This window comes from Sphingobacterium sp. BIGb0116 (genome assembly GCF_024808035.1).
GTDB classification, from domain to species: Bacteria; Bacteroidota; Bacteroidia; order Sphingobacteriales; family Sphingobacteriaceae; genus Sphingobacterium; species Sphingobacterium paramultivorum.
In genome coordinates this window covers 264,621-283,342 of sequence record NZ_JANUDT010000005.1, presented here as the reverse complement: position 1 = coordinate 283,342, position 18,722 = coordinate 264,621, and the positions used below count along the sequence as shown (strand labels likewise).

Genomic DNA, 18,722 nt, shown 5'->3' with positions numbered 1-18,722 from the left:
TGGGGGCCTATTTGGCTTGAAAGTGAAGTGTAGTATCGTCTCCTGGCTTTCGCTAGTATGGTCTCTAACTTATTATGATTGACGAACCAATGATGAATAAATAAACCGGGTCGATAGACTCAAGATCAAATTTTACAATGAAAAGAAATACACTATTTAAATCTGTTGTGATGGCAGCGATCGTTAGCAATGCTGTATTATCGTATGCCCAGACAGATAAAAGTAATGAGAAAGGTTGGACAAACCTTTTTGATGGAAAAACGCTGAATGGCTGGAAATCCGTCGGAGGAAAAGCTCCCTATTCTATTGAAGGTGATGCTATTGTCGGCAGAATGACAAAAGGTACGCCCAATTCTTTTTTGATCACTGAAAAAGAATATGGTGATTTCATATTGGAACTGGATGTTAAACTTGAAGGTAACGAAACAAACTCAGGTATTCAGACACGGAGCCATCTTGATCCAAAGGCTAACGATGGGCGCGGACGTGTATATGGAAGGCAAGTAGAAATAGACCCCTCTGCCCGTGCATGGACAGGTGGAATCTATGATGAGGCGCGTCGTGGATGGATTTATCCACTCGATTTAAATGAAAATGCTAAAAAAGCCTATAAAGTAGAGGAATTCAATCATATTCGAATTGAAGCCATTGGTGATGAGCTGCGCACTTGGATCAATGATATTCCTGTAGCTTATGTCGTTGACACGATCGATAGAACAGGTTTTATCGGATTACAGGTACATGGTATTCCACCGCAATTAGATGGAAAGAAAGTTTATTTTAAGAATATTAAAATAAAAACAACCGACCTCAAATCAAAAGGTTTTCCGAAAGACCTTTATATCGTTAATCTGAAGCCCAATGATTTGGCAGATGCCGAAAGGAAAAAAGGAGTTAAGCTCTTATTTGACGGTAAAACCAATAAGGGCTGGCGGAGCATACACGGCGATAAATTTCCAGAACGTGGTTGGGAAGTTAAAGATGGGCAAATGACTGTCCTAAAATCCGACGGAGGGGAGTCAACCAATGGCGGTGACATCGTCACAAAAGATAAATACGCCGTGTTTGATCTCTCATTTGAATTTAAGCTTAGTCCGGGAGCGAATAGCGGCGTTAAGTATTTTGTCACTTTAAAAGAAAAATCAAAAGGATCAGCTATTGGTTTGGAATATCAAGTACTGGACGATGCTTTACACCCTGATGCGAAGTTGGGACGAGACGGAAATCGTACATTGGCATCGCTTTACGATCTCATCACATCCAATCGTGACGAGCGTGCACGCAGACCCATCGGTGAGTGGAATAGAGGTAGAGTTGTGGTCACAGCAGATAACAAAGTGGAACATTATTTAAATGGAATTAAGATGTTGTCTTATGAGCGGGGCTCCAAAGCGTTTAAAGATTTGGTTCAGATCAGCAAATATAAAGATTGGGAAAATTTTGGTGAAGCGAAGGAAGGTTCTATTCTTCTCCAAGACCATGGCGATCGGGTTTCATTTCGCAGCATAAAAATCAATACACCCAATTAAGCTTATCTCTTATGAATCATTATTTATCGCGCAGAAGCTTTGTTAAACAGTCTGTTATCGCTGCAGGAGCGGTTATGCTGTCCAATAGTGTATTGGGAAATGTCAATTTGGCCAAACCAAATGAGCGTGTCAACTTAGCTTGTGTAGGCTTAGGAAATAGGGCCGCAGAAATCATTAAAGAGCTGTATAAAACAGGACTCTGTAATATTGTCGCGCTATGTGATGTAGATCTTGGCGCGAAACATACACAGGAAATTTTGGGCTTGTTTCCTGATGCACCTAAGTTTAAGGATTTTAGAGTGATGTTTGACAAAATGGGAAATCAGATCGATGCTGTAAGTGTCGGAACTCCCGATTTCTCGCACTTTGCCATAACAATGCTTGCACTGGACTTGGGTAAACATGTTTACGTGGAAAAACCCATGGCGAGAACATTCCTTGAAGTTGAACTGATGGCAAATAAAGCCCGGAAAAACCCTAAACTTGCTACCCAAATGGGAAATCAGGGGCACTCCGAGGCCAATTACTTTCAATTTAAAGCCTGGAAAGATGCCGGTATTATTAAGGATGTGACGCGCATCGATGCGCACATGAATATGCCGCGTAGATGGCATGGCTGGGATGTGAATATGAAGGGTTTTCCTGCCGCTGAAATGGTGCCCGAAACATTAGATTGGGATCTTTGGCAAATGCAGACCATAGGCCATAATTATAATAAGGATTTTGTGAACGGTCAATGGCGCTGTTGGTATGATTTTGGAATGGGCGCATTGGGTGATTGGGGTGCACATATATTGGATACAGCGCATGAATTTTTAGATTTGGGGCTGCCTACAGAAGTGTCCGCTGTGAAGCTCGATGGGTATAATTCCTATTTTTTCCCCATGTCTTCGACCTTGAAATTTCATTTCCCAAAAAGGAAAAAGATGCCAGCACTAGATATCAATTGGTATGATGGACTGGATAATTTGCCACCTATACCGGAAGGCTACGGTGTATCCGGACTGGATCCTAATATTCCTGCACCAAGTACAGGGAAATTGGAACCCGCCAAATTAAATCCTGGGAAAATTATCTATAGCAAGGATTTGATATTTAAAGGTGGCTCTCATGCTAGTACCTTACAGATTATTCCAGCAGCGAAAGCTAAGGAAATGGAGTCTCGGTTACCGGAAGTGCCAAAATCACCGTCAAACCACTTTGCTAATTTCTTAAAAGGTTGTAAAGGCGAAGAAAAGACCCGCTCGGCTTTTGAAATTGCAGGTCCTCTGAGCCAAGTATTTTGTTTGGGTGTAATTGCACAACGCTTAAACAGCAAGTTGATCTTGAATACACAGACAAAAGAAGTGACGAATGATATGTTTGCCAATGCACTCTTAGCTGGACCTCCACCTGCGAGAGGCTGGGAGCAGTATTATAAGATGTAATGGACCAGTAACTGGGCATAGAAAGTAAAGGGCAATGTGAACATTGCCCTTTTTTTTGAAATGAAAAGTCTTTCCTGAAATGTACGATTTGCTTGCTCTTTATATAAAAGAGCTGGAAAGTCGAAAAAAGCTGATAATCCCAAGCAAATTGAGACAAATCAGCGCTATTTTGATCAGTCCTAGTAGAAAGTAATTCTCCTCCCTTAGGTATATTTGTGATGCAGCAATTCAATTTTTAAACCTTAACGTCATGTATAAAGTATCCCTGCTCTTTATAGGCATTGTAGCATTTATCCTTAATGCCAATGGTCAAAATTTATCAACCCAATCTTTTCAGGCAACCCATCGGTATCTTAAAATTCCAATTAAAAATGGTGCTCCCAAACGTCATGTGGAGGTATGGCTGGGAAACGATAAAGTAAGGTGGTTTGATGTCGAACTGGCAGATAGTACCTATGATTGGATAGCCTATCTTGATATAGGGAAGTGGAAGGGACAGCAGCTTAAGGTGGTGGCAAATACATCAGACAAAGAAGTTCCTTTGTTTAATCCTATTGCACAGAGTGATACCGATGATAACGATAAGGTCTATGCTGAAGATCGAAGGGGACAATTTCATTTTTCGGCCAAGAGAGGTTGGTTGAACGATCCGAATGGTCTGGTCTTTTTTAATGGACAATATCACCTGTTTTTTCAACATAATCCCTATGGAACCAATTGGGGCAATATGCATTGGGGGCATGCCGTGTCCTCCGATCTGTTGCATTGGAAGGAATTGGGAGAGGCTTTATATCCAGACGAATCTGGCGTCATGTTTAGCGGTGGAGCTGTCGTGGATAGTAACAATACCGCTGGTTTTGGAAAAAATGGGGCAACAAGCCCTATGATCCTGTTTTATACCGCTGCGGAGAAATCATGGGGACAGGGATTGGCATACAGCTTGGATGGTCAGAAATTTGAGAAAATGCCAAACCATATTTTGGATAAAATAACAACAGGAAACCGAGATCCAAAAGTAATTTGGCATGCCCCCTCAAAGCAATGGGTTCTTGTACTTTATGTTGAAGAGGAACAGGAACAACACACGATGCAGATTTTTACCTCAAAGGATTTAAAAATATGGACATTTGCGAGCAAAATAAAAGGCGGGCGGGGTAATGACCGTTATTTATTTGAGTGTCCCGAATTCTTTGAATTGGCGGTAGACGGTAACCCGAACAATAAAAAATGGGTTTTGACGGGGGCTAATAGCCAATATGCGATCGGAGAGTTTGATGGAAAATCTTTTCATCCTGAGATCGAGCGCCTGTTTAGTCAATATGGCCGTGATTATTATGCCGCGCAAACTTTTAGCAATGAACCGAAGAAGCGACGCATTGAAATCGGCTGGTGGCGCACACATACAAATCAAGGGAACTCCGCTTTTAATCAATCGATGAGTATTCCAATGGAACTCAAATTGAAAAGTACGGAAAAGGGTATTCGCCTTTTTCGGGTGCCGGTGACAGAATTGCAAAAATTAAGAAAAGAAAAACTCAGCATCAGCCGAAAGAAAATTAGTTCGAACGATTCAAGTTTGTTTCAACATTTTAAGGCTGAGCTTGCTGAATTGGATTTGGTCATCGATCCACAACAAGCCAAAAATATTCAGATCAATGTGAGGGGCTTGGCAATTAATTATAACGTTTCGACGGAAGAGCTCCTTGTTGATAATGTAAGGGCTCAAGTACCGCTGCGAAATAAAAAACTCGCATTGAAGTTGCTTGTAGATCGGACAGGACTCGAGCTTTTTGCGCAAAATGGAGAAGTTTACATGCCCATAAATTATAATTTTGATCGGAATAATTTAACTTATGAACTCGTCACTTTTAATGGTGAAGCCGTATTGGAATCTGCTGACCTCTATGCGCTTGACAGTATATGGTTTAAATAAGACTTTTATGATATAGTGATAATGGAGAGACTGTTTTTGTCAATTCGTTAGGATGATAAAAATAGTGCTGGAAGACTATATTTTTTTGTTCATTTATAAAAAAAAAGGTTTTCAAACGGGGAGAATGAAAACCTTAAATAACCAATTATAAACCTAAATTATGATGATACAAAGGTAAGTGTATTTCCTACACTATGCAAATTTATTTTAAAAAATAATTTAATCTTCTTTAAACAAGCTATTGGAAGTACCTATTTTTATAGGAGTAAACTGTATTTTTTACCGAAAACGGACTGCCCGCTGTATTCTTTTTGCACGCTTTGGCTTGGTGGACTTTAAAAAGCATCAGTTGTAGACAATTAGCTATTTTAGAAACATGGAAAATTTAGAAGTATGGATGCGTGGACCTATTGAAGGGGTTCCTGCTCTTCTCCAACCTGTTGCTCATGCACTCTTGCAGGTTGAAGAAGATGTTTTAAAGTATACTGCACAACTATCTTCAGCACAACTTTGGACAAAACCGGGGGGTAATGCCAGTATAGGTTTTCACCTTCAGCATATTCGTGGGGTAATCGATCGCATGTTTACTTATGCCGAAAACAAATCCTTGTCGGATGAGCAATTTGACGACCTCCATAAGGAAGGTATAGAAAATAGCGATGTGAGCGTAACAGCGCTTGTAGAAAACTTACACCGACAGATTCAGCAATCTGTGCAAAAACTAGCGTTAATTGATCCGGAAACCTTGACGGAAGTGCGTTTTTTGGGTAGAAAACGGATCCCTACGACCTTGATTGGTTTGTTGTTCCACGCTGCCGAGCATGCACAGCGCCATGTTGGCCAATTACTGGTAACGGCACGATGTATCAATTAAAAACAAACTATATTTTTGTCCGCTAGAGGCTATTATTTTTGAACTTGTTGTAACTTTTCTCCCCATTTCCCAAGTTCTTGAATAATTGGTTTGAGTTCATAACCCAGCGCAGTTAGCTCATAGAGTACGCGTGCCGGTACCTCTGCATATACAGTACGTTTTATAATGTTATCCTCTTCCAGCTTTCGCAATTGTAGGGTGAGCATACGTTCAGTGATACCTGGTAAACATCTTTTGATTTCAGAATAACGTAGCGCGCCATTGATGAGATAACAACAAATGGCTAGCGCCCATTGACCGCCAATCACATTAGCGGCAAAGACTTCGGGGCAATTATGCTCAAGTTGCTTTTTATTTGAAAAGTTAGTGGAACTCGTCTTGATTTTAGTCATACGCACATTTTTTATAGTACCTAAATTGGGTTACAGATAGGCCAAAATAGGAATTATGTCGCTATTTTTAAATCACAGTCATGTCGTTTATTAAAATTGCCGCAATGAATTGGCTAGACCTGGTGACTTGTGCATAGATACATAAATAAAAATATGAAAACATTAATAGTCGTTATTCACCCTAATTTTGGGACCTCTCTCGTAAGTAAAAGTTGGGTCAGGGCCTTGGAAAACCACCCAGATTTGTATGAGATCCATCAGTTGCATCAAGTCTATGCTGACGGTAAAATTGATGTCGTGGCAGAACAGCAGATGATGGAGAAATATGATAAAATTGTATTTCAATTCCCCTTTTATTGGTTTAACTGCCCGCCTTTTTTTAAGCAGTGGTTGGATGAGGTGCTTACCTACGGGTGGGCTTACGGTAAAAAAAGTGGGTATAAACTGGAAGGAAAGAAAATCGCATTAGCGATTTCGGCTGGGATTGACGAGAAGGAGTATGGGGTTACGGGTAAGTATAAATATAGCATGGAGCAATTAACAAGTCCTTTTGAAATTACTTTTGACTATGTTAAAGCGAATTATAAAAAGCCTTTCGTCTTTTACGGAATAGAAAAAGAGTCATCCAAAGAATGGATAGCGCAAAGTGTTTCGCAGTATCTGAGTTTTCTGGAGCAGTTATAGTCAGTGAATTCATATGTCAACAAGGCTGCTCTCATGACTTCTTTTCCTGTTGGAGCGCAATACTGTGTTCATATTGATTCCTTGCCGAATTGTTAAGCTAAATATAAACAAATTATAGGATGTGCAATATTTTACACCTGAATTGGGTTGGCATTGGTCGTGATTTCGTAACCAAGCCGCTATGGGACACTGAGTGATTAAATTGTAAATTCGTATACTTGTAGAATTCCGGGAGGAATTCGCAATTTTTATAATCCCGCATAAAAATAAACAGCGTATAATATGCAGATACTTTTAGTAGAGGACGATCGCCGGATTAGCAGCTTTGTGGTGAAAGGTCTGGAAGAAATGGGGCACCAGGTCATTTTAGTTGAATCTGCGGAAGCTGCACGTGAATGGATCAATACAGATTCTTTGGATATTATTGTACTTGATATCATGCTGCCCGGAATTGATGGTATCCAGTTTACGAAGATGGTCAGGTATCGAAAAAATCATATTCCGATATTGATTTTGAGCGCCTTAGGGGAGATTGAAGATAAGGTCGAGGCCTTGGAAAGTGGTGCTGATGACTATCTCGTCAAGCCCTTTTCCTTTAAGGAATTGGTGAGCCGTATCAAAGCCCTTGTACGCCGGGACAATTATAAAAACGCGCCAAAGGACAGTAGCGTAGAAATTCGTGATTTAAAAGTGGATCTTGAACGTTATGAAGTTCATAAGAATGGTAAAAATGTCGATCTCTCTCCCAAAGAATTTAAACTATTTAAGTATCTGATCGAAAATCGGAATAAAACGGTTTCACGTACTGCAATCTTGCAGGCCGTTTGGGGAATCGATTTTGATAACAGCACCAATGTCGTCGATGTGTACGTTTCTTATCTAAGAGGCAAGGTTGATGAGGGGAGCGATACCTCCATTATCAAAACGGTGAAAGGAGTCGGTTATATGCTTACAACGGACTGACAATGAATTTAAAAATTCGGCTTACACTCTTTTCTACGCTGGTATTCACCATTATTTTTGGGCTTGCAACGCTAGTCATCTACTGGATATTTTATAATTCCTCGGAACGACATCTGATCAGTTCCCTCGAAAAAAATGCAAAAATAGCTGGTATTTATTACCTCGAGGCGGATGAGCAGAGCCCACTAAAGCATTTGGAATCTAAAAATCAATATGAAAGCCTGGTCAAACGTGCCATGGTAGCAGTTTATAACGCCGAAGGAAAAGTAAGTTATGGCGGTATGCGTTTTGATAGTCAAATTAATAAGGATTTGCTGAGCCAGCTGAAATCAGACAAAACGATTTATTTTAAAACAGAAGATAGCTTTTATTTTGGTTTGTATTATCCAGATAATCAGGGCGATTTTTTTGTGTTTGTCAAAGAGTCGAGCGCAGATTTTGATCATCAGTTGAATCGTTTGCTCATTACGCTTGTCTTTGTTTTTCTCGTTGCATTGATCAGTATTGCCTTGTTGTCGGTTTGGCTGAGTAAATATGCTTATCTCCCCATTCGTAAAGTGATCCAAGAAATTCAGCATAAGGATTTAAGCACGATTCAGGAGCCCCTGACGACTATAAAAACGAAGGATGAACTACAAGATCTTATTGAGAGTTATAATGCGCTCCTACGTCGGATCAGCGAAAATATGATTATTAGAAAGAATTTTGTCAGTTATGTTTCACACGAGTTTCGAACGCCTTTGGCGGGAATCCTGGGCTCAATGGAGGTCTTCGGTACAAAGGTCAGAAGTGAAGAAGAATATCATGAATTGGCCGAAACCATTACTGAGCATGTGAATTTTCTAAATCAGCTTATTGGTAATTTTCTATTGCTGACCGACGATCAGGCGCTGAAACGTTCACTGGAAACCTTTCGCATAGACGAGATCGTATGGGATCTTGTTCCTAAGTTTTCGAGATCATTTGCCGTGCCCTTGAAAGTCGATATACAGGTCGATGAACCGCGATACTTTAATTTTCGGGGCAATAAGATGCTCGTCAGTCTGTCTATTTCCAATTTAATCGAAAATGCACTGAAATATGCAAATGGGCAGGAAGTTCTTGTCCGAATGACAGGTGTAAATGGCAGGCTGTCTTTGCAAATCATGGACCATGGTATTGGTATCCCACAAGCCGAACTGGAGTCTGTGAAACAGACTTTTTATCGAGGATCAAATGTTGGTAAAGTTAAGGGCAGCGGCATCGGTCTCTCTTTTGCGCAGATTGTATTTAAGGATCAAGGGGTAGACTTTGATATTCGTTCAAATGATCTAGGTACAACGGTATCCCTATTATTTCCTCAATTCTAATCATTTTCTAATCCCTTCTAATCAAACTTTAATTTAACCTAAAGTTGCCTGTAATCCCTGTCATTTAGTTTTGTGGAAATTCAAAATTAAGTGAGAAAACTACGTATTACATTATTTTTACTTCTTGGCCTGAATAGCAAACTATTTTCGCAGGAGGCGGTTGAAAACCGTTTGCGAAAGGCGGAAATCGAGCAGGTATTCCTTGCCCATAACCTGACCTTAATGGCGCAGCGTTTTCATATGCAGCAAGCCGAAGCTGCCGTGCTTCAGGCAAAGTTGTGGCCCAATCCAACGATTTCCATCTCCGAAGTCAATCTTTGGAAAAACCCTTCCAGCGAATCCTTTCCGGCTCTGATCGGAAATTACGGTAAGTACCAGCAGGTGGCGATCGAACTGGAACAGACCATCGAAATGGCTGACAAACGAAAAAAAAGGGTGCAATTGCAGCTTCTCGAAAAAGAAAATGCCCAGCTCCAATTTGAGGAATTGCTGCGGAACCTAAAATATGATCTCCGGAGCCAATGTCTCGAATTGCAGATCCTGCAGGAAAAGGAGAAGTTATACAATAGTCAGGTGGATATCTTTCAGACGTTGGCAAAATCATACCAAAATCAGTGGAAAGAAGGCAATGTAAGTGAGATGGACTATCTCAGGATTCAAAGCGAGTCTATCGCATTTGGTAACAAACTGAATGAAATCCAACAGGAAAAAATCACAAAAATGAATGAGGTTGCGCGCTATCTCGGAGAGAAAGGGACCGCACTCACTATATCAGATACGATCGGCATGCCGCATTTTCTCCAGGGAAAAAAACAAGAATGGAAAATGATGGCGCTCGACAATCGCAGCGACTATAAGATCATCCATAACGAATTGAAGAAAAGTGATGCTCAGCTGAAAATAGAAAAGGCCGAACGTATACCAGATTTGCAGGTCTCCATGAATTACGACCGTGGCGGAAATATCATGCGCGATTTTATAGGGCTGGGGGTTGCTATGGATCTTCCTCTATTTAACCGGAACCAGGGGAATATCAAAATCGCTAAGCTGGAACTTGAGAAAAATAAAGTGGAAATCGAGCAATTTCGTATCGACATCGAACGGGAGATCGACTTCCTTTCGGAGCGGCTCAGCAACCTTGAAACGAGTTTGAAGACAACGGATATCGGCTTTGATGGTAAATTGGACGTAGCGCTAGAACGCTATGTGCGCAATTTCCAACAACGGAGACTGACCATCGTTGAATTTATAGATTTTATCAATAATTATATGGAAAACAAAGAATCAATATTGGAACGCAGGGCGAAATATCTTCAGTATAAGGAGGAACTGATGTACTTGATCGGAAAGGATATTGTCTCATGAAAAGTAATTTTTTATCGCCATTGACACTGCTGTCTATTTGTTTATTGTGGAGCTGTCAGCCGGCGAAAAATGATGAGCAGCCTATTCCAGCTACTAAAGGCTTTTGTCTTAGCGCCGACTTTAAAAACCAAATTAAAATTGATTCGATACAGAAGCGAACGGTATTTGAACAGATCGCTTTAAATGGGGTTATCCAATACGATCAGGATGAACTTGCTGCGTTAAAGAGCCCTATACCCGGTATCGTGCAGTCTGTTTCGGTCAAGATGGGCGATTATGTAGAAAAAGGACAGATTCTGGTATCGCTTAAAGGGACCTCGGTCAATGACTTAGGAAAGGAGCTGCGGGAGCTGGAAAATAGCAAGCGGCTGACGGAGAGTAAATTGCTTAGCCTGCGTAGCCTGCTGAAAGATGGTATGGCTTCCCAGCGGGAGCTGGAAGAGATGGAAAGTGAATTGAAAGCCGTGCAGATTGGAATCCGCCATGTGAAAGCGAACATGAGTTTGCTGAATGGTTCCTCGGAAAATGGTGTGTTTTACATCCGTGCACCCAAAGCTGGCTATATCGTAGATAAAAAGGTGAGTCCTGGTATGACTGTTGGCGATGACGCCGATTTGCTGTCGGTCAGTAAACTGAATGAGGTGTGGGTTTCGGTCAATATCTATGCAAATAATTTACCTTTTGTCAAAAACGGGGCTCCTGTCAAGATTACTACACTGGCTTATAAAGGTGAAACTTTTGACGGTTATATTGATCAGGTCGCCAACTTCTTTGATCCGGAAGAACGTGTGGTCAAAGCGCGCGTAAAGTTGTTGAACAAAGACCTGAGATTGAAGCCGGGCATGAGCGTGGATGTGCTGGTCGAAAAGGCTGTTTCGGGACAGGGAGAGCGTATGCTGGCAATTCCGAAAGATGCTATTATCCTCCATAACAATCAGAATTTCGTTGTACGCTACAAAAATGACTGCGACCTGTCGGTTAAAGCTGTTGATATTGTCGCTGAGAATGAAACATACGCTTTTGTCAAATCTGGTGTAGCCGAGGGAGATCAGGTGCTGACGGAGAATGAGCTGATCGTATTCGATGAACTGATAAATAGATAGGATGAAGAAAGTTGTACAAAATATTGTTTCATTCTCATTGAAACATTCCTTGGTCGTCCTGTTTTTTACGCTGGCATTATTGTTCGGCGGAATATATGCCTACCTCCATACACCGATCGAGGCTTTCCCCGACGTGACCAACACACGGGTCAGGATTATCACACAGTGGCCCGGGCGCAGTGCTGAAGAAATAGAAAAGTTCGTTACACTGCCTGTTACCAAAGAAATGAATACCATTCCAAAGAAAACGGATGTTCGTTCCATCTCCTTGTTTGGGTTATCTGTTGTAACGATTCAATTTGAGGATGGGGTAGCGGATTTTTATGCCCAACAGTATGCGGGTAATAAGATGCGTTCCATTGATTTACCAGAAGGGGCCGAGAGTTCCATCGAACCACCATCTGGTGCTACCGGAGAAATTTTTCGCTATGTAGTGAAAAGTAATCTTCCGATCAAGGAAGTCTCCGCCATTCAGGATTGGGTGATTGAAAGGGAGCTTGTCGGTGTGCCCGGTGTGGCGGATGTCGTCAGCTTTGGGGGAGAGGAAAAGATCTATGAAATAAAGATCAATCCAACAGAGTTGGCCAATTATAACCTGTCGCCACTGGATGTTTATGAAGCCGTATCGCGTTCGAATATCAATGTTGGCGGCGATGTGATCCAAAAAGGAAATCAGGCTTATGTTGTGCGTGGTGTAGGCCTATTGGATAAAATCGATGATATTGGTAATATTTTGATCAAGGTGGTCGGCAATACACCGATTTTAGTCAAGCATGTAGCCGAAATCGAACTGGGGGCAAAGCCACGGCTTGGACAGGTGGGACTCAACCAGGAAGATGATCTTGTCCAGGGAATTGTCATTATGCTCAGGGGAGAAAATCCATCTGCAGTTGTGACAAAGTTAAAAGAAAAAATAGCGGAGCTGAATCAACGTATTTTACCTGCAAATGTCAAGATTGAACCAGTTATTGATCGCACAAAACTGGTAAATAATACCGTGCATACGGTTTCCAAAAACCTGATAGAAGGTGTTCTTCTGGTTTCGATTATTGTCTTTATCTTTTTAAACAATTGGAAGACAACCTTTATCGTTGCATCGGTTATCCCATTGGCCTTCCTATTTGCGATTATTTGTTTGAAAATACAGGGGCTCCCTGCAAATTTGATTTCCATGGGGGCATTGGACTTTGGATTGTTGCTCGAAGGAACGCTCGTCATCGTGGAGACTGTTTTTGTCTCCTTGGAAAAAGAGGCTCATCGGCTCGGGACGGAACGCTTTAATAAAATCTCCAAACTAGGGATCATTAAGAAAAGTGCCGGCTCTGTAGCAGGCTATATCTTTTTTGCCCTACTGATCTTGATTGTCGCATTGACGCCGATTTTCTCTTTTCAAAAGGTGGAAGGAAAGATGTTCTCACCATTGGCCTTTACGCTCGGTTATGCCTTGTTGGGTTCCTTGATCCTGAGTTTGACCTATGTGCCCGCGATGTGTAAATACTTGTTGAAAAAGAATATCAAAGAAGATGAGAATAAGATCACCAAGGTCAGCCGCAATGCCATTTTTAAAGGTTTTAGGAAAGCTTTCGACCATCCAAAATGGACATTGTCGATTTTTATTGCTGCTTTGCTCGTCTGTATTTTCCGGTTTAGCCATTATGGCTCAGAGTTTCTTCCGAAACTGAATGAAGGTGCAATTTATGTCCGCGCAACCTTACCCAATAGTGTCAACCTAGAAGAATCTGTGAAGCTGACCAAAACCATGAAAGCAAAATTGATGAAGCAGTTTGACGAGATTGATTTTATCATGACGCAAACAGGCCGCCCCAATGATGGTACAGATCCAACCGGTTTTTTCAATATTGAATTCAATATTGAATTGAAACCCGAAGGCGAGTGGAAAAGAAAGCTGTCAAAAGAGAAATTGATTGGTCAGATGCGGGATAGTCTACAGACTTTCCCGGGAATAAATTTTGGTTTTAGCCAGCCGATCCAGGATAATGTAGAGGAGTATGTAGCCGGAGTAAAAAGTCCGCTGGTCATCAAAATTTTTGGTGAGAATTTACAAGATTTAGAAAATAAAGCCAATAAGTTTGCCGAATCACTTAAAAAGGTGAACGGTATTACGGACATCAATGTTTTCAAAAATATCGGTTTGCCTGAACTAAGGATTCAGCTCCATGATTCGAAAATGGCCAAATATGGTGTTTCGACCAAGGATGTGCAATCTGTGATCGAGATGACTATTGGCGGGCAATCTGTGACACATTTCTATGAAAACGAGCGCATCTTTGATGTACGTCTCCGCTTCCAAAAATCGTATCGTGACAATCCTGAGAAGATCGGAAATATCATCATTCCCACGATGAATGATCAGAAAGTACCGCTTCGGGAGATCGCAACAATAGATTACCATACCGGTCCGGCATTTATTTACAGAGAGGGCAATTCCCGTTATATCGGTGTTGGCTTCAACATTGAAGGGCGGGATTTGGGAAGTACAATTACAGATGCAAAAAAACAAATAGAAAAAGATGTTAAATTGCCCAAATCTTATAAGGTCGTGTGGGCCGGAGAATTCGAAAGCAAAGAACGGGCTACAAAACAGCTGATGAATGTTGTGCCAATTTCTCTTATTTTGATTTTACTCTTGTTGTATGCCAATTTTGGCAACGTCAAAGATACGTTGATCTCTTCGCTGACACTGGCATTTGCTTTTATAGGCGGTTTTGTATCGCTGTGGGTTACTGGGACGACATTTGGAATTTCGGCGGGTATCGGATTTATTATTCTCTTTGGTGTAGCCACGATTGACGGCATTGTTTTAATAGGGATAATGAAAGAAAATCTGTTGAATAAAATGAGCTTGAAACCCGCTATTTATGAAGCTGTAAAAAGCCGGATCAGACCCATCCTAATGATTGCGTTAATGGGGGCAATGGGGTTATTGCCGGCTGCACTTTCAAACGGAATGGGATCTGAAATCCAAAAACCCTTGGCTATTATGATTGTCGGCGGATTGATTATTTGTATGATTCTATCGTTTTCCGTACTGCCAATCGTTTTTTACTTCTCTTATAAAAAGGAGAGCCGCGATTAGTTACCCATTTTTAATTATTATATACGATACAAAGGTTGCCTGTCAGACAGTGCAACCTTTGTTATTTCTAATCTGCAGCTATACATTCCATAATAGCTGTCAAAATTTTACGCCGATAAACATGTATATATCTTTTACATGCTATTTTTTGTAAATCTTGTTATAAATGTTGAACTTACATTTAAGTTGTTGAAATCAAATTTCAAATTACAAAGCACTAATCTGAAGTTTTGCTGAAATAAGTTATAAATCTGTATTTAAAATTAGAAAGCCATTCTTCCGCTTTTTCATGAGTTGTATTTACTAGAAAAGGTCAATATTAGGTCAGTGTTGATTAATTCATAAGAAGATTGACCTCGCTATTCCAAATAGATTTGTGATAAAGAAATATTAAAATAATACGCTATGGCACAATTTAAATGGGAAGGAATTTATCCTGCAATGTTATCACCATTTGATGAAAATGGAAATTTGGATTTTGATATGTTTGGTAAAAACATTGAAGCACAATTGGATGGAGGCGTTCACGGTTTGATTATCGCTGGATCATTGGGTGAAGCAAGTGTTTTGAGTACGGAAGAAAAGTATGATTTATTGACATATGCGTTGAAGGTTGTTGCTGGGCGTGTACCGGTGTTGTTGAATATTGCAGAAAATACAACTGCTGCAGCGATCAAAGTAGCTCAGACCAGTGAAGAATTAGGCGCAGATGGTTTGATGTTATTGCCACCGATGCGCTATAGAGCTGATGATAGAGAAGCGGTCGCTTATTTTCGTGCTGTTGCACAAAGCACCAAATTGCCAATCTTAATCTATAACAACCCTGTTGACTATAGTACTTATGTATCGCTTGATATGTTTGAGGAACTCTTATTGGAACCAAATATTCAGGCAGTGAAAGAGTCTACACGAGATTTAACAAATATCACGCGTTTGAAAAATCGTTTTGGTGATCGATTAAAGATTATGGCTGGCGTAGATACGTTGGGGCTTGAGTCTTTGATGTTAGGGGCTGATGGTTTAGTTGCTGGACTGGTCGACGCATTTCCAAGAGAAACTGTGGCCATGTACGATCTTGTAAAGGCTGGCGAGTACAGCAAGGCTGTAGAAATATACCGTTGGTTTATGCCTTTATTGGAATTGGATATTCATCCTAAATTGGTCCAATATATTAAATTGGCGGCGACAGCAGAAGGAATTTCAACACCTTATACACGCGCTCCCAGATTGCCATTGATCGGCGAGGAAGAACAACGTGTTAAAAAAATTATTGCAGATTCAATCGCAACTAGACCACAATTATAGGAATGCTTCTGAACTTTCTGGACGAAGGTTCAGAAAATTTCCTTTTTAGGACCGGGTAAAAATAGGCGAAAAGGACCTTCTTATTATATTTAAGGCCGCAAGGAATAAAGATATCAGGAAGGTTTTTATTGATTTTTGAAGATAGATACTTACAATAAAAACAAAAGGAATGGATAGAAACGAAAATGAGATTGATTACGTCGTAAAACAGGCGGAGGCTGGATTTCAGTTTCTTCAAAAAACTGATGTAATTGAACGGGCGGAATTGATGTATGCCATTGCCGCTGAAATTGAGGCATTGGGAGACATCCTGATTGAAACGGCCCATCTGGAAACGGCCCTTCCTTTGGGTAGACTGCAAGGTGAAAAAGCGAGAACGGTCAATCAATGGCGTCGATATGCCGATGCTGTGCGAACTGGTTTATACAGTGAAGCACGGATAGATCGTGACCCAAATGGTCAATTTGATTTACGGAAGTATAATAAAGGGCTTGGTCCTGTTGTGGTTTTTGGCGCAAGCAACTTTCCTTTTGCTTTTTCAACGGCAGGTGGGGATACAGCCAGTGCCATTGGTGCCGGCTGTTCGGTTATCGTAAAAGCACATCCCGCTCATCTTAAAACTTCGCAATTAATGGCTGACGCTATTGATCGGGCGATCTCAAAACAAGGAGCCCCAAGTGGCGTTTTTAATCATGTGCTGTCGGATTCATTTGCTGCTGGACAAGAATTGGTCCGCCACAGATTCGTAAAAGCAGTTGCATTTACAGGTTCTTTCCGTGGTGGGAAAGCTTTATTTGACCTGGGCCAGTCAAGACCTGATCCTATTCCTGTATTTGCCGAAATGGGGAGCGTAAATCCGGTTTTTCTTTTACCGGACTACTTAGGGAACAATCTGGAACCTTTTGCTAAGCAGTATATTGCCTCACTGCTTTTAGGTGTTGGCCAATTTTGTACCAATCCAGGTGTTTTAGTAAGTGTCGGCGGCGAACAACTAGATCGATTTAAAGCGGAGTTGAAGAAGGAACTTCAAGCTGCCGCTACCGGCAAAATGCTGCACGCAGGAATATTGGATAGTTACAACCGTTTAAAAGGGGAAATGGTTCAATACGATGGTGTCAGTATATTGGAAGAAGGGCAGGATAATACAGCGCAAGATTTTGCTCAGGCCCTGCTTGCTGAGGCGGAAGCAAGCCAAGTTTTGGCTAATCCTAAGTTATTGGAAGAGGTTTTTGGACCTTTTGGACTAATTATATCCTGTGCGGACCTCAATGAAATGAAAAATGTAATGGAGCAGCTCGAAGGACAGATAACCATCACTTTTGCGGCATCGGCGCAGGACATCCACGAATGCCAGGCACTCTTTTCAATTGCACAGGACAAATGCGGAAGGCTTTTGTTTCAGGGTATGCCAACTGGGGTTGAAGTACAGTATGCTATGCATCATGGCGGACCCTATCCGGCAACCACAGATGCGCGTTTTACTTCTGTAGGGCCCGATGCGGTAAAGCGCTTTCTTCGCCCCATTAGTTTTCAAAATTGGCCAAATGAATTTTTGCCTAAAGAACTACAAGACGGAAACCCATTACAAATTGACCGCTTGGTCAATCAGCAATGGACTAAAGCATAATAGAAACAAATGACCATATAAACAAGTGATCAGAAATGAAGAAGACTTTTTTTTGTATTGATTCGCATACCTGTGGTTGTCCCGTGCGATTGGTGGCAGGAGGAGCCCCATTATTACAGGGGAATTCCATGATGGAGCGCAGGTTGCATTTTATACGTGAGTACGATTGGATCCGTATGGGATTGATGTTTGAACCAAGAGGGCACGACATGATGAGCGGCAGTATGCTTTATCCGCCCTTTGATCCGCAAAATGATATTGGTGTCCTTTACATTGAAACCAGCGGCTGTCTGCCGATGTGTGGACATGGAACGATCGGTACGGTGACGATTGCCATTGAGGAGGGGCTCGTTCAACCTAAAGTTCCCGGAAAATTAAGGCTGGAAACTCCGGCTGGACTTGTACATATCGATTATGTTCAAGAGGGACCTAAGGTGAAAAGTGTAAAGCTTACGAACGTCAAGTCCTTTTTATATGCTGAAGCCTTAACGGTCGATTGCCCGGATCTAGGCAACATCAGCGTCGATGTTGCTTACGGTGGAAACTTCTACGGCATTATTGATCCGCAGACTAATTTTCAAGATATCAGTTCCTATTCAGCCAGCCAGCTCATTCATTACGGAAAAATAATCCGTCAGCTGCTGAACGAAAAATATTCTTTTGTTCATCCCGAAGATGCTAATATACATGGATTGACTCACATCCAATGGACAGGAGATCCTAAACTCCCCAACTCGTCGGGACGCAATGCGGTACTGGTTGGCGACAATGCATTGGACCGTTCACCATGTGGTACAGGTACATCAGCCCGTATGGCGCAATGGTATGCTAAAGGGAAACTTAAGAAAGGGATGGAGTTTATACATGAAAGTTATATCGGTTCACAATTTACTGGTAAAATTGAGGCTGAAACAACCGTGGATGGCAAACCGGCCATTGTCCCATCCATCGAAGGCTGGGCACGGATAACAGGCTATAATACCATTTTTTTGGATGATGAGGATCCTTATTTTGGCGGTTTTCAGGTGATTTAATAGTTCAGGTGATTTAAAAAATTAATAAGACAAGAGCAAC

At 41.3% G+C, this 18,722-nt stretch carries 14 protein-coding genes; 13 read left to right on the top strand and 1 reads right to left on the bottom strand.

Annotated features, from left to right (window positions below; all coding sequences use genetic code 11):
* Window positions 1-137: 137 nt before the first annotated feature.
* From M2419_RS14110 to M2419_RS14095, 4 genes are all read left to right on the top strand, one after another.
* Window positions 138-1,529, top strand: a complete 1,392-nt coding sequence (locus M2419_RS14110; protein WP_153848556.1) for a DUF1080 domain-containing protein — start codon at window positions 138-140, stop codon at window positions 1,527-1,529.
* 11 nt (window positions 1,530-1,540) lie between these two features.
* Entirely contained in the window at window positions 1,541-2,956 is a 1,416-nt protein-coding gene (locus tag M2419_RS14105; protein ID WP_153848557.1) for a Gfo/Idh/MocA family protein, read from the top strand.
* Between the two features lie 250 nt (window positions 2,957-3,206).
* Window positions 3,207-4,889 (top strand): glycoside hydrolase family 32 protein, encoded by a 1,683-nt coding sequence (locus tag M2419_RS14100; protein WP_153848558.1) that lies wholly within the window; start codon window positions 3,207-3,209, stop codon window positions 4,887-4,889.
* A 376-nt stretch (window positions 4,890-5,265) separates the two neighbouring features.
* Window positions 5,266-5,763, top strand: coding sequence for a DinB family protein (locus M2419_RS14095; protein ID WP_153848559.1), 498 nt, complete (start codon window positions 5,266-5,268; stop codon window positions 5,761-5,763).
* A gap of 32 nt (window positions 5,764-5,795) precedes the next feature.
* Here the strand turns inward: M2419_RS14095 and M2419_RS14090 are convergent, their stop codons facing one another.
* Complete coding sequence (locus M2419_RS14090) at window positions 5,796-6,155, bottom strand: helix-turn-helix domain-containing protein (protein WP_153848560.1); 360 nt, start codon at window positions 6,153-6,155, stop codon at window positions 5,796-5,798.
* 153 nt (window positions 6,156-6,308) lie between these two features.
* Here M2419_RS14090 and M2419_RS14085 point away from each other — a divergent pair, with 153 nt between their 5' ends.
* The 9 genes from M2419_RS14085 (at window position 6,309) to M2419_RS14045 (ending at window position 18,682) form a co-directional block, all read left to right on the top strand.
* Entirely contained in the window at window positions 6,309-6,839 is a 531-nt protein-coding gene (locus M2419_RS14085) for an NAD(P)H-dependent oxidoreductase (RefSeq protein WP_153848561.1), read from the top strand.
* Window positions 6,840-7,121: 282 nt separating this feature from the next.
* Entirely contained in the window at window positions 7,122-7,802 is a 681-nt protein-coding gene (locus tag M2419_RS14080) for a response regulator transcription factor (RefSeq protein WP_153848562.1), read from the top strand.
* A 2-nt stretch (window positions 7,803-7,804) separates the two neighbouring features.
* Window positions 7,805-9,151 carry a HAMP domain-containing sensor histidine kinase gene (locus M2419_RS14075; RefSeq protein ID WP_153848563.1) on the top strand — a complete coding sequence of 449 codons (1,347 nt, stop codon included), beginning with the start codon at window positions 7,805-7,807 and terminating at the stop codon, window positions 9,149-9,151.
* Between the two features lie 90 nt (window positions 9,152-9,241).
* A complete protein-coding gene (locus M2419_RS14070) occupies window positions 9,242-10,516 on the top strand; it encodes a TolC family protein (protein WP_153848564.1) in 1,275 nt (424 codons plus the stop codon).
* Entirely contained in the window at window positions 10,513-11,619 is a 1,107-nt protein-coding gene (locus M2419_RS14065) for an efflux RND transporter periplasmic adaptor subunit (protein WP_153848565.1), read from the top strand. Before M2419_RS14070 ends, M2419_RS14065 begins: the two co-directional genes overlap by 4 nt.
* Before the next feature lies 1 nt (window position 11,620).
* Window positions 11,621-14,716, top strand: a complete 3,096-nt coding sequence (locus M2419_RS14060; RefSeq protein ID WP_153848566.1) for an efflux RND transporter permease subunit — start codon at window positions 11,621-11,623, stop codon at window positions 14,714-14,716.
* 405 nt (window positions 14,717-15,121) lie between these two features.
* Window positions 15,122-16,021: a dihydrodipicolinate synthase family protein gene (locus M2419_RS14055; RefSeq protein WP_075991855.1), complete on the top strand. Its 900-nt coding sequence runs from the start codon at window positions 15,122-15,124 to the stop codon at window positions 16,019-16,021.
* A 169-nt stretch (window positions 16,022-16,190) separates the two neighbouring features.
* The gene (locus M2419_RS14050; protein ID WP_182332806.1) at window positions 16,191-17,648 is read left to right on the top strand and encodes an aldehyde dehydrogenase (NADP(+)); all 1,458 of its coding nucleotides are present in this window, start codon (window positions 16,191-16,193) and stop codon (window positions 17,646-17,648) included.
* Between the two features lie 35 nt (window positions 17,649-17,683).
* Window positions 17,684-18,682: a 4-hydroxyproline epimerase gene (locus M2419_RS14045; protein WP_182332804.1), complete on the top strand. Its 999-nt coding sequence runs from the start codon at window positions 17,684-17,686 to the stop codon at window positions 18,680-18,682.
* Window positions 18,683-18,722 lie beyond the last annotated feature (40 nt).